The sequence below is a fragment of the Marinobacterium lutimaris genome, from assembly GCF_900108065.1.
In the GTDB taxonomy this organism is placed as follows: Bacteria; Pseudomonadota; Gammaproteobacteria; order Pseudomonadales; family Balneatricaceae; genus Marinobacterium_D; species Marinobacterium_D lutimaris.
In genome coordinates, this window is record NZ_FNVQ01000001.1 from 167,699 (window position 1) to 185,326 (window position 17,628).

Genomic DNA, 17,628 nt, shown 5'->3' on the forward strand with positions numbered 1-17,628 from the left:
TCAGTCCCGGCCATTTTTAGGCATAAAAAAGGCCGCTCATAGAGCGGCCAAAGGATGTACAACGACGGTTTACCCAAAATCTTACAGCACGAAGGTGATCGCCAGGTTGTACAACAGTGCCACAGCAAAACCGAGAGGAGCGGCGCGGAACAGCAGTTGCGGGAACAGATCCCTGCGGTTCTCGTCGCTCGGGCAGGCGCCAAGAATAAGGCTGCCGCCGGAAGAGAAGGGCGAAATAGAGGTCGCCTGAGCGCCCACCACGATACAGATAAAGATGATCATCGGATCGATACCCAGGTTCGCGGCGATAGACGGCACGATCGGGAACAGGGCCGGCGTCACCACACCCAGGGTGCTTGCGAACAGTGACATCAGGGCACCGACCACGCCGAAGGCGACAGGAACCAGCGCAGACGGGATGTTGGTGCCGATCCAGCTGGACAGCTGATCGATGGCGCCCGCCTTGATGGCGATAGAGATCAGCATGCCGACACCACAGATCATGATCAGCGTGCTCCAGGGCAGGGACGCGATCGCCTTGCGCTCATCACCCAGTTTCAGCATCAGCGCGATCACCGAGAAGATGCTCGCCACCAGGCCGATGTTGATCTTGGAGTTGATGAAGGTGATGGTCTCGTTATCCGGCATCAGGATCGCGGAGATCGGCGCCGCCAGTACCAGCAGCATCATCACCAGGGTCAGTGTCAGCGTGGTTTTCTGCTTCGAATCAAACGCACGTGGCTTGTCGATGCTGAAGCCCGATTCTTTCATCGTCTTCGCATGACCGGTCAGGAAGACAAGGCCTGTGATGACCAGCAGAGGAATGACGGCTGTAGAGATAAAGATGCCCAGGGCGTTGATAAAGGCGTCTTCTTCGGAGAAGCCGGCACCCATCATCAGCGTACGGAAGATGATCCCGCTCTGGCTGGAGACGAAGTTCGCACCCGCCAGGGCACCGTAGTTCACCGACATGGCGCCAACGATCATGCTCATACCGGTGCGCTGGCAGACCAGTAGCGTCAGGGGCGCCATAAAGGCGAGTACGGTGTAGTAACCGGCGCCGAGTGCCGAGATCAGCGTAGAGCTGAAGAAGATCGCGAACGGCAGGAAATGGGGGAATTTCCGGCAGCTATAGAGCAGGTGTTCGGAGAGTTTTTCCAGCGTACCGTTGATAATCGCGAAACTGTAGAACAGCGATACCGAGAAGATGATAAAGAAGATCTTCAGCGGCCAGAGTTTGATCACCTCGTTCGGCGACATGCCCATGGCGAAGCAGCCGATCAGGTAAGCGAAAGCGATTGCGAACAGACCAATATTGATCCGCGTTTTGTAGCCCAGTGCGATGGCGAGGACGATAGCCCCCACCACAATCAAGCTCATCATACTTGTAACCCTAAGTTATTGTTTTCGGATCAAACAGTCTGATTGAATCGGAAAAGGTTGATTGCGTTATCGACCAGTATCCGGCGCCGTTCCTCGGCATCGGTTACCAGTGAAGTGAAAAAAGCGAACTGCTCTTTGTAGTTGGTGCTGTTCTCGAACTGGGTGTTGGGCCAGTCGCTGCCCCAGAGGCAGCGGTCGACGCCACCCATGGTTTGCTTCAGGGTTTCCAGCATCTGGCTGGCCTGCTCGAGATCCGCCTCCGCACGATAAGCGGCGGAGAGTTTAATCCACATCTGCTCGCTGGCAAAAAGCTCCAGCGATTTGGTGTGGTCTTCGCGTGCCGGATCGATAGCACCGCCGGGGCGGCCGAAGTGATCGATCACCACATTCACGCCGCTGGCGAGAATGTCGGGCACGAAGGTGTAGAGGTCATCAAAGCCGCGCTGAATCTCCACCTGCCAGTTGAGCTGGGCAAGGCGTTTAAACAGGTGCTGCCAGAGTGGGGCGCTGAAATCGGCCAGTTCCTTACCGATCAGATTCAGGCGGATACCGACAAAGCCGAGGGTATCGAGACGATCCAGTTCAGCGTCAGATATCTCCGGGTCAACGACTGCCACTGCACGCAGGCGTTCCGGGTACTTACGCAGAGCTTCCTCGATATAGCTGTTATCCGTGCCCAGAAAGCTCGGCTGGATAAGGACGCCATGAGAAAGGCCGCAACTGTCGATATTGCTGATCCAGGTGTCTACAAGCGCGTCGTACTCGGGGGCGTAACGACGGTTTGCGGCCAGCGGCAGATCACGGCAGAAAATGTGCGCGTGAGTGTCCACCCCTGCGATGCCGGGTGTAGTAACGTCATTCATTGAGCGCGTTTACCTCTAGATTTTCTTATCCGGCCCGACCAAATAGGAACGTCAGACCTTTTTTCGAATACATGTATTCATATATATGTCTGTAGAAACATATAATTCGACCAATAGACTGTCAATAGTTGTAGACCTCATCAATGGCCCGGATTAAAGTGTGGGTATGGTGAAATAGGGAACCCAAAAATGAGTTCGATGCAGTTGGGCCAGGATGAGCGCCTGCCTTTATATCAACGTCTTAGAGATGAAATTGCGGCCCGTATCGCGGCCGGAGACTGGTTGCCCGGTGAGGTGATACCCACCGAGGCTGAGCTGACAAAAACTTACGGCATCGCCACCGGGACGGTGCGCAAAGCGGTCGATGAGCTGGTTGCTGATGGTTTGCTGCAGCGCCGTCAGGGGCGCGGTACTTTTGTGCGCAGGCCCAATTTTGACAGCTCGTTCATGCGCTTTTTCCGTCAGGAAACGAAAAACAGCGAAGGTGTGCGGGAAGTACCGGAAGGCCGGGTCCTTGAGCGCCGCTGTGTAGTGCCGCCCGCCGAGGTGCGTGACGCACTTGAGCTGTCAGCAGGGGAGAAGGTGATCTACCTGGAGCGTCAGCGTCTGGCTAACGGCCGGATCCTGTTCCATGAGGATATCTGGCTGCCTGAAAGCCGGTTCAAAACGCTGATGAGCATTGAGCTGTCGGAGTTCGACAATCTGCTCTATCCGTTTTACGAAGAGGTCTGCGACCAGCGCATCGCGAGCGCCCATGAGGAGCTTACGATCGCTATCGCCGATGAAGCTATCTCGGCGGAGCTGTCGGTCAGCGCCGGGCAGCCGATCGTTGTGATTGAGCGGCTGGCGCGGGGCTATGATAAAAAGCCGTTGGAATATCGCCTGTCGAAAGGTGCTGCGGATACTTTCCGTTATCAGATCGATATCGCCTGATCGCCAGAGTCGGTGTTAAGGGGCCTGGCTAATCAGAAAAGCCAATCAGGCAACTCAGACAGAAAACGCCAGACAGAAAAAAGGCTGCCAATTGGCAGCCTTTTTTATTGGAACTTGCTTACTTCTCGAGGTTCTCCAGGGTGGTATCGGTGTACCAGTCCATGAAGTTGATGACGCCAAACTCGAAAGTCTTGGAGTACGGACCCGGCTGGTAAGCAACAGAGTTGATGCCGCGCTGGTTTTCCTCGCCCAGAACGCGGTCCTGGTCGTTGGTGGCGTCCCACACCTGACGCAGACGGGCAGGATCGTAATCCACGCCTTCAACCGCATCCTTGTGTACGAACCACTTGGTGGTGACCAGAGATTCCTGAGCGGAGATCGGCAGCACGCGGAACACGATGAAGTGGTCGGACTGCATGTGGTTCCAGGAGTTCGGCAGGTGCAGGATACGCATGGAGCCGAGTTCACGGTTCTTGATGCGGCCCAGCAGCTTGGTGCAGCCTTCCTGACCGTCGATGGTCATGACCTGAGTGCCTTCCTTCAGCGGCATACGGACGATACGGTTACGTAGGCCGAAGCTCTTGTGCTCGTGCGGAATGCCTTCTGCGTCCCAGGCAGCTGCCTGGCGAGCGTAGTGGTCGAGGAAGTCCTGCGGTGCACGCGGGTCGTTGGTGTCGTCCCATTCCAGCAGGGTGTTCAGCAGTTCCGGGTGGCTGCCCGCACAGTGGTAGCACTCACGGTTGTTTTCCAGAACCAGCTTCCAGTTGGCCTTTTCGTACATGTTGGACTCAACGGCCAGCTTGGTGTTCTCAACGTCGTACGGTTCCATGTACTCGTCGAGAGTCGCCAGGAACTCGTCGAAGTCACCTTCCGGCTCTTCTTTGCCCAGGCAGATGTAGATGAAGCCGCCGCCGACCTTGCAGTGAGCCTTTTTCAGACCGTGCTGCTTCATGTCGAAACCTTCACCCATTTCGGTACCGGCGAACAGCAGGTTACCTTTCAGGTCGTAGGTCCACTGGTGGTAAGGGCATACCAGGTTGGCAACTTTGCCGCGGTGCTCGGTGCAAACGCGAGAGCCGCGGTGACGGCAGGTGTTGTGGAACGCATTCACGCTGCCATCGGCGTCACGTACGATCAGAACCGGGTTCTGGCCGATCTCAACGGTGAAGTAGTCGCCGCGGGAGGGGATTTCGCTGGTCATACCAACAAAAAGCCACTCTTTCTGGAAGATCTCTTCCATATCCAGGCGGAACATGTGCGGGTCGTTGTAAAGCGGAGCCGGCAGTGAGTAATCACGGCGGCGCTCTTTGAGCATGCCGGTCATCGCTTCCCGAGCCTGGCCCAGGCTCGCGTAGGTGAGGTTAAGCAGATCGTTCTGGTTCATCAGTACTGTATCTCGAACATAACAGTGGGTTGCATGCCGCCGCGGCGGCCCTCTTATAACGACCCAATACCCGGTTGTCCGTGGTGTTCAGGGTGTCTGACGGCAATCCTGCCTTCGAGTAGGGTTATTCATTATTCTGTTCGCGACATCGACCCGTTCTATTTGAGACTAGGGGGGGGCAAAAAGGCCTTAAATGGTGTTTTTAAGACAATTCCACGTCGCGAATAAGTAAGTTATAAAATGTGCTTGAAATGACAATTCGCACTACACGAGATCCAGAGGGAGATCGTGAGCAAACTTATGGCATTTCAGGCTTCCAGCCGGGTAGCGATGGCAGCGAAATAAAGTTGCAACTCTGCCGTCGTCATCCACACTAAAGTGTGGTTCAAGCCGGGCTGAGACGCCATAAATTTGTTCACCTTCTTTCTCTAAACCCAACAGCCAATTTTGGAAGTGCCAGCCATGAACAATCCGAGCATTTCAATCGTTAACAGCGATGCTTTTGTTCCAGTAACAACCCAGACCTGGAGCAACGGTCGTCACGCTGTACGCTGCGTTAAGGTGATTCAGGAAACCTGGGACGTAGCCACGTACTGTTTCATGGCCGAGCAGCCGGTTATGTTCTTCTTCAAGCCGGGTCAGTTCGTGACCCTGGAGCTTGAAATCAACGGCGAGCAGGTGTTCCGTTCCTACACCATCTCCAGCTCCCCGTCTGTGCCGTACAGCTTCTCTATTACCGTCAAGCGTCAGCCGGGCGGTGTGGTATCCAACTGGCTGCACGACAATATGATCGAAGGCTACGAGCTGGCCGTGCACGGTCCGGTCGGTGCCTTCAACAGCATCGACTTTCCGTCGAACAAGGTGCTTTTCCTTTCTGGCGGTGTCGGTATCACGCCGGTGATGTCAATGACCCGCTGGGCGTTCGATACCAACGCTGATGTGGACATGGTGTTTGTGCATAGCGCGCGCACCCCGCGTGACATCATCTTCCAGCGCGAACTGGAAACCATCTCCTCCCGTATCACCAACTTCGATCTGCACCTGATCTGTGAAAAGGTCGAGCCGGGTCAGTCCTGGGCCGGTTACCGCGGTTTCCTGGATCGCGTCAAGCTGGACATGATTGCGCCGGACTTCATGGAGCGTGAGGTGTTCTGCTGCGGTCCGACACCGTATATGAAAGCGGTCAAGCGGATGCTGGAAAGCGCTGGCTTCGATATGAACCGTTACCACGAGGAAGCCTTCGGTGCGACGCCGGAAGCGGTGGAAGAGCAGGCGGTCGAAGACGCCGAGCAGGCAGCGGAAGAGCTGGATGCACTCGAAGCCAGCGATATGTTCAATGTCGAGTTCACCAAAACCGGCAAGAGCGTACGGATCGCACCGGGGGAAACCGTTCACGCGGCAGCTGCCAAACTTGGCCTGCATATCCCGAAAGCCTGTGGTATGGGTATCTGCGGTACCTGCAAGGTGAAACGTGTTGAGGGTGATATCGAGATGTCCCACAACGGCGGTATCACCGATGACGACGTGGCAGAAGGTTACTTCCTCTCCTGCTGCAGCGTGCCGACCGGCGATGTGGTTGTAGAGTATTAAGTAAATCACCGGGGGCTGATCGCGGCGGAGGCGCCGCTCCTACGGTCGGATTTAGCTGTAGGCGGCACGCCTGGCGCCGATTGAACCTGGCACGGAACATAAAAAAGGCCGATCCATCGCTGGATCGGCCTTTTTGCGTCTGAGGCTCAGTTGGTCGCGGTTCAGGCAGCGTCCGCTTCGCTATCGGTGCTCTGGGTGAAGTGCTTGCCTAGCAGTGCATGGTAAAAGTCGCGATCGGACAGCATGCCGACGAGTTTGTCATCCTCCGCCAGTAGCACCGGCTGGCCGCTGCGATAGCGCAGTTCGATGGCGTTGCGCATGGATACCTCCGGCGTGGTCACCATCAGCATATCCTTGCCGACCTTATCCAGGCTTTCCGACTCGTCCCAGTGGGTCAGTGTCAGTGATTCGGCACCACGCTTGGCGCCGACCGGGCAACCCTGTTCAAGCAACACTTCGCTGTTCTCGTTGGCATTCAGTGTCAGCGAGCCGCCACTGCGTTCGCCCTCAGACACCGGCGTCATCAGTGAGCGGCCACGCAGCACGTTGAGCGGGTTGGTGTGCGCGACAAAGTCTTCCACGTAGGCGTTGCTCGGGTTGAGGACGATATCCTCCGGCTTGCCGTGCTGGATGATACGCGCCGATTCCATGATGGCGATATGGCTGCCGATCTTCAGCGCTTCGTCCAGATCGTGGCTGACGAAGAGAATGGTCTTTTTCATCCTTTCCTGCAGTTCGATCAGTTCATCTTGCAGCTGGGCGCGGATCAGCGGATCAAGCGCCGAGAACGGCTCATCCATCAGCAGGATATCGCTGTCCATGGTGAAAGCGCGGGCCAGGCCCACACGCTGCTGCATACCGCCGGACAGCTCATGGGGAAATTTATCCTGCCATTCGGCCAGGCCCACCATCTCGAGCTTTTCCAGGGCTCGGCGGCGGCGCTCCTTCTTGCCGACGTTCTGCATCTCCAGGCCAAAGGCCACATTGTCCACCACGCTAAGCCAGGGCATCAGCGCGAACTTCTGGAACACCATGGAGATCCGCTTGCTGCGCAGGTGGCGCAGGGTGGGGGCGTTGCAGTGGGCCAGATCGACACTGTTATCGCCGTCCTGAACCTCCAGGCTACCGCGCGAGATGGCATTGAGTCCGTTAACCGCGCGCAGCAGGCTGGATTTGCCGGAACCGGACAGCCCCATCAATACGCAGATTTCGCCTTCGTTAACGCTCAGCGATGCGCCCTGAACACCGACCACATCGCCGGTTTTTTCCAGGATCTCCTGGCGTGACAGTCCCTGGTCGATCAGGCTCAGCGTCTGCGCCTGGTTGTTACCGAACACCACGTCGAGGTCTTTGATTTCTACGGCGGCCATATTAAATCTCCTCCTTGCTGCCCGGTTTCTTGCAGATGCGGTCCAGAATGATCGCCACCAGTACGATGGCCAGGCCCGCCTCAAAGCCCTGGGAAATGTTCACGGTGTTCAGGGCGCGAATCACCGGTTTGCCCAGACCATCGGCGCCGACCAGTGCGGCAATAACCACCATCGACAGCGACAGCATGATGCACTGGGTAACCCCGGCCATGATGCTCGGCATCGCCGCCGGTAGCTCTACCTTGAACAGCAGCTTGGTGTTGCTGGCGCCAAATGCCTTGCCCGCTTCGAGCAGCTCTTCCGGCACTCGGCTGATACCGAGGTAGGTGAGGCGGATAGGAGCTGCGATGGCGAAGATGATGGTGGAGATCAGGCCCGGCACCACGCCAAGACCGAACAGCACCAGGGTCGGGATCAGGTAGACGAAGGTGGGAATCGTCTGCATCAGGTCCAGAATTGGACGCAGAATGGTGTACACCCAGCGCTTGTGCGCCGCCAGGATACCGACGGGAATACCGATCAATACCGATAGCGATGTCGCCGTAAGCACCAGTACCAGAGTTTGCACCATCTCGGTCCAGTAACCCATGTTGAGGATCAGCAGAAGTGCTGCGACGGAAAAGATTGTCAGCGTCAGTTTGCGATGCAGGCCCCAGGCCATGGCTGCCACCAGGGCGATCAGCGCCCAGGGAGGGAACCAGAGGAAGACGTCCACCAGTGACAGGATTACCCACTCCAGCGAGATCGCGATGGCATCGAAAAAGCCCGCCGCGTTCCAGGTCAGCCAGTCGACAAAGGCTTCCATCCAGTCGCCAAGCGGCAGTTTATGGTCTGTTAACCAATCCATTAAAAAGTACCTTTATCATTTCTTTTCATGAGCAGCAGCGATCAGATTTCGAGGTGCGCTTTGACTGCAGTGAGGCCAGGTTTGCCGTCCAGGGTGGTCACCCCGTCAAGCCAGGTATCGAGTACTGCGGGGTTCTGCTGCAGCCAGGCTTTGGCGGCATCGCTGGGCTGTTCCTTGTCATCCAGGATCGCGCCCATCACTTCGTTTTCCATCTCCAGGCTGAAGCCCAGGTTGTTGAGCAGCGTGCCGACGTTAGGGCAGGCGTCGGTGTAGCCCTGGCGCACGTTGGTGTGTACGGTGGCGCCGCCGTAGTTGGGGCCGAACCAGTCATCGCCGCCATCCAGGTAGGCGAGCTTGAAGTTGGCGTTCATCGGGTGAGGCTCCCAGCCAAGGAAGACGATCCAGTTATCGCGGCGCACGGCGCGTTTAACCTGGGACATCATGCCCGCTTCGCTGGACTCGACGATCTCGAAATCGCCCAGCTCGAAAGCGTCCTTTTCGATCATCTCCTGGATCAGGCGGTTGCCGTCGTTACCCGGTTCGATACCGTAGATGCGGCCGTTGAACTCATCGGCGTGAGCGGCGATATCGGCGAAGGAGTGAACGCCGGCGTCGTAAACATACTGCGGCACGGCGAGGGTGTACTTGGCGCCTTCGAGGTTGGCACGTAGGCTTTCTACCGTGCCATTGTCACGATACTTGGCGATGTCGCCCTCCATGGTCGGCATCCAGTTGCCGAGGAATACATCGATATCGCCGTTGGCCATGGAGCTGTAGGTCACCGGTACGGAGAGCAACTGGGTGTCGGTTTCATAGCCCAGGCCCTGGAGTACTTCGCTGGCGATGGCGGTGGTGGCGGTGATGTCGGTCCAGCCGACATCGGAGAATCGCACGGTAGCGCACTGATCCGCGGCGTTGGCGGCTGTCGCACTCAGGCTCAGCAGCGCTGCGCCTCCGAGTGCGGTGATTAGTTGGGTGTTTTTTCTGGTAAGGGTCATCGGGTCGTACTCCTCGGTTACTGGTGGTACTTCTTGGGCACTGCCAGTCACCGCCTGGTCAGCCTGGCAATCACGGCTCGGCTGAGCAGGCGGAAGATCCTGGTCTGGCTCCGGTGCACGGAGCCAGCACTGGCATATCTCTACTTGTTTTGGTGTTGCGTGTTCTTGGTTCTGCTTTTAGTGGTTGCTGTTGTTAATGGTTTGCCAAGGGTCTTGTGGCCGGTTCTGGCCGTTGGCGGCTTTCCCATTCCGGGTCGACCCAGAACTCTGCGTCGCTGGCCACTTCCGGTGTCTTGCCCAGAATCAGGTCGGCGGCACGTTCCGCGACCATGATCGTTGGGGCGTTCAGGTTGCCGTTGGTGATGGTCGGAAAGATCGATGAATCAACAACACGCAGATGTTCAATACCACGCACGCGGCACTCGGGATCGACCACTGCCATTGGGTCATCCTTGTCGCCCATGCGGCAGCTGCACGAGGGGTGGTAGGCACTCTCCACGTTGGCGCGCACCCAGGCGTCGATCTCCTCATCGCTCTGCACGCTGGCGCCAGGCTGGATCTCTTCACCACGGAACTCATCGAGCGCCGGTTGGTTGAGGATCTCGCGGGTAAGACGGATGGTGTCGCGCCAGTCCTGTACGTCCTGTTCGGTGCTGATGTAGTTGAACAGAATGCGGGGCGGGATCTTTGGGTCTGGGCTTTCGATCCAGACGCGGCCGCGGCTCTCCGGCTTGTTAGGTCCCACATGCACCTGAAAACCGTGCCCGTTGAACGCGGCCCGGCCGTCGTAGCGCATGGCGGCGGGTAGAAAGTGGTACTGAATGTTGGGCCATTTGAGGCCGGCGCGAGAGCGGATAAACCCGCAGGACTCGAAATGGTTGGTAGCGCCCAGGCCCGACTTGAACAGAATCCATCGGGTGCCGATCAGTCCCTTGCTGATCAGGCCAAGCTTGGAGTTCAGCGTGATCGGTTTATCGCAGCGATACTGGAAGTAAACTTCCAGGTGATCCTGTAGGTTCTCGCCGACGCCGGGCAGTTCATGCTCCAGTTCTACCCCGGCGTTTAGCAGCACATCTGAAGGGCCGATGCCGGAGAGTTGCAGCAGGTGCGGAGAGCCGATGGAGCCTGCAGAGAGGATCACTTCGCGACGGGCGAACGCCTGGTAAAGGGCACCGCTGCTTTCGAACTCTATCCCTTCTGCCTTGCCGCTATTGAGCAGTATTCTGCGAGTCAGAACACCGGTGCGCAGGGCAAGGTTGGAGCGCTCGCGGGCGCGATCCAGGTAGGCGCGGCTGGTGGAGGCACGTACGCCGCCATCCACCGTCATATGCATGGGGCCAAAGCCCTCCTGCTGGTAACCGTTGTAGTCGGCGGTTTTCGGATAGCCCGCTTCCTGGCCAGCATCGATAAACGCCTGGTAGAGCGGGTTCAGCGACATCCCGTTGCCGTTATTGGTGCCTACCGGTCCCTGGCTGCCACGATACTTAACATTCGGACTATTCGGACTATTCGGACTATTCGGACCATCCTGGCTCTGGCTGCTTGAGTCGCTCCAGTGCTCTGCACGCTTGAAGTAGGGCAGGCAGTTAGCGTAGCTCCAGCCTTTGGCACCCTGTTGTTCCCACTGTTCGAAGTCGCAGGCGTGACCGCGCACGTAGACCATTCCGTTGATGGATGAGCCGCCGCCCAACACCTTGCCGCGCGGGCAGTGCAGCTGGCGGCCGTCGAGGCCAGGTTCCGGGTCGGATTCAAACTGCCAGGCAAATTTGGGCATGTTCATCGGGTAGGAGAGCGCCGTGGGCATACGGATCAGAATATTGTTATCCGAGCCGCCGGCTTCCAGCAGCAGCACGCTGTGTTCGCCGCTTTCGCTCAACCGGTCTGCCAGCACGCAGCCTGCGGAGCCGGCGCCGACGATGATGTAATCGAATGTCTGTTTCATAAGCTTAAATCGTATCTGTCCCGATCAGGCGTAAGGTGACGCAACGTCGCCGAGTTCCACGAACACCGATTTGGTCTGGGTGTAGGCTGCCAGGGTTTCCATACCGTTCTCTCGACCGATGCCAGACTGCTTGTAACCGCCGACGGGCATTTCCGCAGGGGAGGCACCCCAGGTATTGATCCAGCAGATACCGGCCTGGAGCTTGGCGATCACGCGGTGTGCGCGTGAAAGGTCCTTGGTGAACAGGCCCGCGGCAAGGCCGTATTCGGTATCGTTGGCGCGAGCGACCACCTCCTCTTCACTGGAGAACTTCAGCACCGACATCACCGGTCCGAAGATCTCTTCGCGAACCTGGGGCATCTCGTCACTGCAGTCGGCAAACACGGTGGGAGCGACGAAGTAACCCTTGTCGAGACCGTTTTCAGTGACCCGTTCGCCACCGCAGACCAGACGGGCGCCGGCTGCCTTGGCAGCATCGATAAAGCCCATCACCTTGCCGAGGTGCTCTTCGGAGATCAGTGCACCGATTTGGGTGTTTGGATTCTGCGGGTCGCCGACAACGAGTTTGGCGGTGCGCTCGGCGAGCTGTTCAAGGAAGGCGTCGTAGATCGATTCATGCACGAACACGCGGGTGCCGTGGGTGCAGACTTCGCCCTGGGTATAAAAGTTGGCCAGCATAGCGCCGGATACGGCGTTTCTGAGGTCAGCATCTTCGAATACGAGCAGCGGCGATTTACCGCCCAGCTCCATGGTTACCTCTTTCAGGCTCTGGGCGCTGGCGCCCATCACCTTCTTGCCGGTACCGCATTCGCCGGTGAAGGAAACCTTGGCGATCTCCGGGTGACCGGTGAGCATCTGCCCGACACGAGCATCGCCCTGTACTACGTTGAATACACCATCGGGCACGCCCGCCTCGGAGTAGATTTCCGCCAGTTTCAGGGCGGTCAGCGGGGTTTCCTCCGACGGCTTGAATATCATCGCGTTGCCTGCGGCGAGGCAGGGGCCGGATTTCCACATGGCGATCTGGATCGGATAGTTCCAGGCGCCAATGCCGGCGCAGACGCCCAGCGGCTCGCGGCGGGTGTAGAAGAAGTTGGTACCGCCCAGGTCCTGATGCTCGCCACCCAGGCTTGCTGCCAGACCAGCGTAGTACTCGACCACATCGGCGCCGGTGACTACGTCCACTTCCCGCGCTTCCTGCATCGGCTTGCCGGTATCCAGTACTTCCAGGTCGGCCAGCTCATCGTTGCGTTCGCGCAGAATCTGCACCGCTCGCATCAGGATGCGGCCACGCTCGGCGCCGGACATGGCGCCCCAGATCGCCTGACCCTCTTTGGCTGAGGCAACCGCGGCATCCACATCGGCCTCGGCTGCCTGCTGCACGTCGGCGAGCAGTTCGCCGGTGGCCGGGTTACGGGTCGGAAAGGTCTCTCCGGAGCTGGCTTCGCGGTACTGGCCGTGGATGTAAAGGGTCTGTTGCTGCATCGTTTTGTACTCTTTGTTAATCAGGTTCTCGCTGCTAATCAGCGGTTCGCTGTGCGGCGATTAGCGCCGAGGCGCTGGTGGAGTTCAAACAGTTCAGGGGGGAGGTGGCGCTCCAGATAGTCGTAGATCGTCGCCACCGCAAGATCTGCATTTATCCCCTCTGGGTTGAGCGCGCCGCGCAGCCAGATCCCGTCGATCAGCGCTGCAATCGCATGGGCAACAAAGTCGGCGCGTTCGGTGGGCAGGGCGCGTTTCAGTTCTCGCTTCAGGTGTGACAGCAGGCGTTTTTCATTCACGCGCTGCAGTCGGAACAGCTTCTCGTGGTGCATCGCATGGGCCCAGAAGGCGAGCCAGGTTTTCACCACGCTGGAATCCAGCTGGCGAGGATCGAAGTTGCCGCGCACGATCGCCTGGATCCGGCCCACCACATCATCGGGGTGGGTTTGCGCCATCTGTTCGCGTACGCCGATCGACAGGTCCTGGAGTACCGAGCGCATGGTCGCCTCGATCAGTCCATCCTTGCCGCCGAAGTAGTGATTGATAATGCCCGGCGACACCTGAGCGGTTCGGCCGATCAGTGCAACGCTAGTGGCATGAAAGCCCACCTCGTCGACGGCCTGCATGGTGGCCTTTATCAATTGCGGCTTGCGTACCTTGTCCATCCCCACTTTGGGCATAAGCGATCCGGCGTATTTATTTTGATTAATCGTTTAATTAAAAAATACGCACTTCGATGGAGATGTCAAAGGTGGTTCAAGGGTGAAGAGAATGATTTTGGCTATCTTCTTCAAAATGGAGGTTAAAATCTTTTAACGTGCAGGAATAAATCGATGATAAATGTCGCTTAAATATGTTGTATTGCGAAGTAGTTGGTGTGCGCTTTTAGTGCTTATTGGTTGTTATTTGCACTATTCTGGGTCTGATTCTTCGTGCTGCGAAGTAATGTATCACGTTTAAGACGTTGTTTCTGCTTCACCCGGCTTGGGTTAGCATCAGGGTAGACGCTTTTATGGTGAGCTTAGGCAGGGCCGGTTGAGCGATAGTGGCTGGGAATGCTCGCTGGCTGAGTCATAAAAGTGCCTGCAGTGACGAGTAAGCTGAATGGCCGGATGTTATCGATAACGGAATCAGGGAATGACCACAGAGATAGGCTTTGTCTTCGCAGTACTCGGAATCACCATTGCACTGTTTATCAGTGACAAACTGCGTATGGATCTGGTTGCGCTGATGGTTGTGGCTGTGTTGGCTGTTTCTGGCATCGTCACGCCGGCCGAGGCGGTGTCTGGTTTCGGTAATCCCACGGTGGTGATGATCGCCGCGCTGTTTGTGGTCGGTGAGGGGCTGTTCCGCACCGGCGTTGCGGCGGCTGCCGGTAACTGGCTGCTCAAGGTCGGCGGCGGTAGCGAAGTCCGCTTGTTGTGTTTTCTGCTGCCGGTGGTGGCGCTGCTTTCCGCCTTTATGAGCTCCACCGGTGCGGTGGCGCTGTTGATTCCGGTGGTGCTGAGCATGGCGCGTCGCTCCGGTATGCAGCCCTCAAAGCTGATGATGCCGCTGGCGTTTGCTGCGCTGATCGGCGGTATGCTGACGCTTATCGGCACGCCGCCGAATATCGTTGTCAGCGGTGCCCTGAAAGAAGCGGGACTTGAGCCGTTTGGCTTCTTTGAATTCACCCCGATCGGCGCCGCTATTCTGCTGGTCGGCGCTGTTTACCTGATTACCCTGGGCCGTCGTCTATTGCCTGCGCGCACCAGCGAGCAGCAAACGGATCACTGTGATGTGCCCGGGCTGATGGCCAGTTATGGCGTCAGCGGCCAGCTGCACAAGCTGGTGGTGCAGCCGCTTAGCCCGCTCAAACATCAAACCGTGGTTGAGGCGGCGTTGCGCTCGGAGCATCGCGTCACGCTGGTGGGGATCCGCCGCTCCGGCACGCTGCTCTCCAGTATTCTGCCGGTGCTGGCAAATACGCGGCTGGAGGTCAGGGACGAGCTCTGGGTGTATGGCCAGGAAAACGATATCGAAAGGCTCTGCCTCAGCCATCGGCTGACTCACTACGGCTCGCCAGCCAAAGAGATCAGCAGAATGGGGCGCGAGTTCGGTGTCGCCGAGGTTATGCTGCCGCCGGGTACGCCGCTACAGGGGCAGAGTATTAAAGAGGGCGCATTTCGCCAACGCTACGGCCTTAGTGTGATCGGCCTGCGCCGTCGCTGTGAACCGCTGGACACCGATTATCGCGAAACCCGGATGGAGGGCGGCGATACGCTGCTGTTGGCCGGCAGCTGGGAGCGGATACGGGCGCTGGAAGGGCGACGCGACCTGGTACTGTTACAGACCCCGGCAGAGCTGGGCGAGATTCCGGTGCATGGCAGCCGGGCACCGTTGGCGTTGCTGGTATTGGCGGCGATGCTGGTCTGTATGACAGCCGGCTGGCTGCCGGCGCTCACCACGGTTTTGCTGGCAGCCCTGGCGATGATACTGACCGGTTGCGTCAGCCTGCCGGAAGCGCTGCGCTCGCTGAATGCCACCAGCCTGATTTTGATAGCCGGCATGTTGCCGTTGGCGCTGGCGATGGAGAAGAGCGGGGCGCTGGCGTTTGTGGTTGAGCATCTGGTGAGTTGGCTGGGCGGAGCATCGCCGCTGCTGCTCAGCACCGGGCTGTTCCTGCTGACTTCATTGCTTAGCCAGTTTATCTCTAACACCGCTACCACGGTGCTGATTGCACCCATAGCACTGACCGCCGCGCAGCTGCTGGGGGTCAATCCAGAGCCGTTGATGATGACCGTTGCCATCGCGGCGTCCACCGCTTTCGCGACACCGATCGCCTCGCCGGTCAACACCCTGGTGCTGGCACCGGGTAACTATCGTTTTTCCGATTTTGCCCGGGTCGGTATTCCGCTGCAGCTATTGGCCTTGGCGATTACCCTCGTTATGACGCCAATCCTGTTCCCTTTCTGATTCCAGGGCGCTTCTCGGAGCGCCCTTTATCATCCCTTTCTGCTCAGCTCGATCAGGCAGCAGGCGCTGCCCTTGCCCGATAATACGAGTTCGGTCAGCGTGCCACCGGCTTCCAGCAGCAGGCAGTCATGCCGGCCCAGCGGGATCGCTTTTTGAGCGTTCCAGCTGAGGCTGATGCCCTCATCTGCCGCGAACACCATTACCAGGTCCGCGGATGAAAACAGTTTTATCTCCTCTATCGGTTTCAGCCACTGCAGGCGTGCGGCGTATTGTTGTGGCGCGTAGATGAGGTTGAAGTCCTGAATCGGCCCGTCGACCAGCTCGCATGCCACCTGGCTTGCGCCATCAAAGGCAAAGGCGTCGAGCCGGGTCAGTGGACGGGATTGCTCGCCATCCACCGTCAGTTTCATCCCCTGGCCTTCAAGTACGGTGATAACGCGCTGGTAGTCGTTAAACGTCGAAAAGGGCCCCGATTCAGCCACATCAGCGATCGACAGACGCCAGCCGAAGCTTTCCAGACCGCTGTCCGAGTCGCAGGCTATTTCGAGGGTGCTGCCGGCGCCGTTTTTCCAGGGCATAGGGTTGTAGTGGGCGGCGGAGAGCAGGCGGTAGGAAGCCATGGCGTCAATATCCTTAATGCAGTTTGCGGTGAGCATGATCTATGCGGTTCAGGCGGCGACCGGACGGAGAGCTGTGCTACGACATTAATGGGCTGGCGCCAGATAAGCGGCCTGTTGTGATGTCGAGTTGTGGCAAGTCGCGCAGATTTACGATCGGTGAGTGCCGCAATGACTGGCGTTCTGTCGGTGCCGAGGCGGGCAATCTTAGAGTTAAAGCTGCGAGGATATCAAACAGATCCGCATCGTCGGTGCAGGCTGAGGCCTTTCCTGATCGCTGCCTGAATGGATTTTTGCACCAAAATCATTCTGGTTTTTCTCTGCTGTGTTTCTTTCTGGTGCGCGTCGTTGGTCGCCGGAGCTAGCTGATCGCCCCGTAGTTTTTCCTAATTTATAAAAAATGGAATGAATAACTCGTTGATCAAATTAAAGTTCCCAATATATGGGAATTAAAGAATCATATTTTGGCACTGATCTGGCAAAGATCGATTTAACGTCGATTAATGCAGACAGAGAATAGTGCAGTGACTGAGACCGTTTCATCCCAGGAGAAGAACCTCTATCTGCTCAAGGTACTGGCAGAGAGTCAGGAGCCGTTAACGGTTCAGGATCTTTTAAAAACCTCGGGGTTTTCAAAAAGCACACTCTATCGCCAGCTCGGTTACCTGAAGCGGTGGGGGCTTATCTGTGAGTATTCCGGCCACTTTTTTGCCGGGGCGATCGCGCTGCAGCTGGGTAGTCAGAACAACTACATCAACCTGCTGAAATCCTGCGCTTATCCAGCGCTGAAACATCTGTCTGAAGTCACCGGTGAAACGGTGACGGTCAGCGTCGTCCATGATGACTTGGTTTTCTGTGTGCAGATGATCGAAGGCAAACAGGCGCTTCGCTGCTCGATTGAGAAAAACAGATCAATTCCTCTGAACCGGGGTGCAACGGCTAAATGCCTGCTGGCCCAGTTTGATAAAAAGCAGCAGATCCGCGCTGTGCGCGCGCTTATTCCGGACCGCATCAAGCAGGTCGAGCTTTTAAACGAGCTCGACCAGATTCAGGAAGATGGATATGCCACCAGTGAAGGTGAACTGGATAAGGATGTCTGGGGCGTAAGCTCGCCGATCTCTTTATTCGAAAATGGCACGTTTTACAGCTCAGTTTCACTGATGGCGCCCGTATTTCGGGTTGGTGAAAATCAGGGTTTCTTTATCGAGGAAACCCGAAAAGCTGCGCAAATGATTAAAGAAATAAATTTCGACTGACGAAGGAA

Annotated in this window: 14 protein-coding genes; 4 read left to right on the forward strand and 10 right to left on the reverse strand. The window is 57.5% G+C overall.

The genetic code is table 11. From position 1 onward, the window contains the following. Nucleotides 1-81: 81 nt before the first annotated feature. Nucleotides 82-1,383 (reverse strand): SLC13 family permease, encoded by a 1,302-nt coding sequence (locus C4S72_RS00800; protein ID WP_104001188.1) that lies wholly within the window; start codon nt 1,381-1,383, stop codon nt 82-84. Between the two features lie 29 nt (nt 1,384-1,412). Beyond that, on the reverse strand, nt 1,413-2,246 hold the full coding sequence (locus C4S72_RS00805) for an amidohydrolase family protein (protein WP_104001189.1): 834 nt from the start codon (nt 2,244-2,246) through the stop codon (nt 1,413-1,415). 189 nt (nt 2,247-2,435) lie between these two features. On the opposite strand from C4S72_RS00805, the gene C4S72_RS00810 reads away from it, so the two are divergent. Beyond that, nucleotides 2,436-3,179, forward strand: coding sequence for a GntR family transcriptional regulator (locus C4S72_RS00810; protein ID WP_104001190.1), 744 nt, complete (start codon nt 2,436-2,438; stop codon nt 3,177-3,179). 118 nt (nt 3,180-3,297) lie between these two features. Here the strand turns inward: C4S72_RS00810 and C4S72_RS00815 are convergent, their stop codons facing one another. After that, the gene (locus C4S72_RS00815) at nt 3,298-4,563 is read right to left on the reverse strand and encodes an aromatic ring-hydroxylating oxygenase subunit alpha (RefSeq protein ID WP_104001191.1); all 1,266 of its coding nucleotides are present in this window, start codon (nt 4,561-4,563) and stop codon (nt 3,298-3,300) included. Nucleotides 4,564-5,025: 462 nt separating this feature from the next. Here C4S72_RS00815 and C4S72_RS00820 point away from each other — a divergent pair, with 462 nt between their 5' ends. Beyond that, complete coding sequence (locus C4S72_RS00820; RefSeq protein WP_104001192.1) at nt 5,026-6,153, forward strand: hybrid-cluster NAD(P)-dependent oxidoreductase; 1,128 nt, start codon at nt 5,026-5,028, stop codon at nt 6,151-6,153. 161 nt (nt 6,154-6,314) lie between these two features. On the opposite strand, the gene choV is transcribed toward C4S72_RS00820, so the two are convergent. The 6 genes from choV to betI all read right to left on the reverse strand — a co-directional run bounded on the left by choV (nt 6,315) and on the right by betI (nt 13,472). After that, complete coding sequence (gene choV, locus C4S72_RS00825; protein ID WP_104001193.1) at nt 6,315-7,523, reverse strand: choline ABC transporter ATP-binding protein; 1,209 nt, start codon at nt 7,521-7,523, stop codon at nt 6,315-6,317. 1 nt (nt 7,524) lies between these two features. Then, nucleotides 7,525-8,370 (reverse strand): choline ABC transporter permease subunit, encoded by an 846-nt coding sequence (gene choW, locus C4S72_RS00830; protein WP_104001194.1) that lies wholly within the window; start codon nt 8,368-8,370, stop codon nt 7,525-7,527. Between the two features lie 41 nt (nt 8,371-8,411). Next, nucleotides 8,412-9,368 (reverse strand): choline ABC transporter substrate-binding protein, encoded by a 957-nt coding sequence (locus C4S72_RS00835; protein WP_104001195.1) that lies wholly within the window; start codon nt 9,366-9,368, stop codon nt 8,412-8,414. A 193-nt stretch (nt 9,369-9,561) separates the two neighbouring features. Further along, a complete protein-coding gene (gene betA, locus C4S72_RS00840; protein ID WP_104001196.1) occupies nt 9,562-11,310 on the reverse strand; it encodes a choline dehydrogenase in 1,749 nt (582 codons plus the stop codon). 24 nt (nt 11,311-11,334) lie between these two features. Further along, nucleotides 11,335-12,795, reverse strand: a complete 1,461-nt coding sequence (betB, locus tag C4S72_RS00845) for a betaine-aldehyde dehydrogenase (protein ID WP_104001197.1) — start codon at nt 12,793-12,795, stop codon at nt 11,335-11,337. Nucleotides 12,796-12,833: 38 nt separating this feature from the next. Further along, nucleotides 12,834-13,472 (reverse strand): transcriptional regulator BetI, encoded by a 639-nt coding sequence (gene betI / locus C4S72_RS00850; RefSeq protein WP_104001198.1) that lies wholly within the window; start codon nt 13,470-13,472, stop codon nt 12,834-12,836. Nucleotides 13,473-13,929: 457 nt separating this feature from the next. Here betI and C4S72_RS00855 point away from each other — a divergent pair, with 457 nt between their 5' ends. Next, on the forward strand, nt 13,930-15,747 hold the full coding sequence (locus tag C4S72_RS00855) for an SLC13 family permease (RefSeq protein ID WP_104001199.1): 1,818 nt from the start codon (nt 13,930-13,932) through the stop codon (nt 15,745-15,747). A gap of 29 nt (nt 15,748-15,776) precedes the next feature. Here the strand turns inward: C4S72_RS00855 and C4S72_RS00860 are convergent, their stop codons facing one another. After that, nucleotides 15,777-16,367 (reverse strand): HutD/Ves family protein, encoded by a 591-nt coding sequence (locus C4S72_RS00860; RefSeq protein ID WP_104001200.1) that lies wholly within the window; start codon nt 16,365-16,367, stop codon nt 15,777-15,779. A 521-nt stretch (nt 16,368-16,888) separates the two neighbouring features. Here C4S72_RS00860 and C4S72_RS00865 point away from each other — a divergent pair. After that, nucleotides 16,889-17,620, forward strand: a complete 732-nt coding sequence (locus C4S72_RS00865; protein WP_160115424.1) for an IclR family transcriptional regulator — start codon at nt 16,889-16,891, stop codon at nt 17,618-17,620. The last annotated feature ends 8 nt before the right edge of the window (nt 17,621-17,628 follow it).

Excerpts from the sequence above, each read along its gene's own strand:
- C4S72_RS00800 (WP_104001188.1), bottom strand. The coding sequence starts at position 1,383 with ATGATGAGCTTGATTGTGGTGGGGGCTATCGTCCTCGCCATCGCACTG.
- C4S72_RS00805 (WP_104001189.1), bottom strand. The coding sequence starts at position 2,246 with ATGAATGACGTTACTACACCCGGCATCGCAGGGGTGGACACTCACGCG.
- C4S72_RS00810 (WP_104001190.1), top strand. The coding sequence starts at position 2,436 with ATGAGTTCGATGCAGTTGGGCCAGGATGAGCGCCTGCCTTTATATCAA.
- C4S72_RS00815 (WP_104001191.1), bottom strand. The coding sequence starts at position 4,563 with ATGAACCAGAACGATCTGCTTAACCTCACCTACGCGAGCCTGGGCCAG.
- C4S72_RS00820 (WP_104001192.1), top strand. The coding sequence starts at position 5,026 with ATGAACAATCCGAGCATTTCAATCGTTAACAGCGATGCTTTTGTTCCA.
- choV (WP_104001193.1), bottom strand. The coding sequence starts at position 7,523 with ATGGCCGCCGTAGAAATCAAAGACCTCGACGTGGTGTTCGGTAACAAC.
- choW (WP_104001194.1), bottom strand. The coding sequence starts at position 8,370 with ATGGATTGGTTAACAGACCATAAACTGCCGCTTGGCGACTGGATGGAA.
- C4S72_RS00835 (WP_104001195.1), bottom strand. The coding sequence starts at position 9,368 with ATGACCCTTACCAGAAAAAACACCCAACTAATCACCGCACTCGGAGGC.
- betA (WP_104001196.1), bottom strand. The coding sequence starts at position 11,310 with ATGAAACAGACATTCGATTACATCATCGTCGGCGCCGGCTCCGCAGGC.
- betB (WP_104001197.1), bottom strand. The coding sequence starts at position 12,795 with ATGCAGCAACAGACCCTTTACATCCACGGCCAGTACCGCGAAGCCAGC.
- betI (WP_104001198.1), bottom strand. The coding sequence starts at position 13,472 with ATGCCCAAAGTGGGGATGGACAAGGTACGCAAGCCGCAATTGATAAAG.
- C4S72_RS00855 (WP_104001199.1), top strand. The coding sequence starts at position 13,930 with ATGACCACAGAGATAGGCTTTGTCTTCGCAGTACTCGGAATCACCATT.
- C4S72_RS00860 (WP_104001200.1), bottom strand. The coding sequence starts at position 16,367 with ATGGCTTCCTACCGCCTGCTCTCCGCCGCCCACTACAACCCTATGCCC.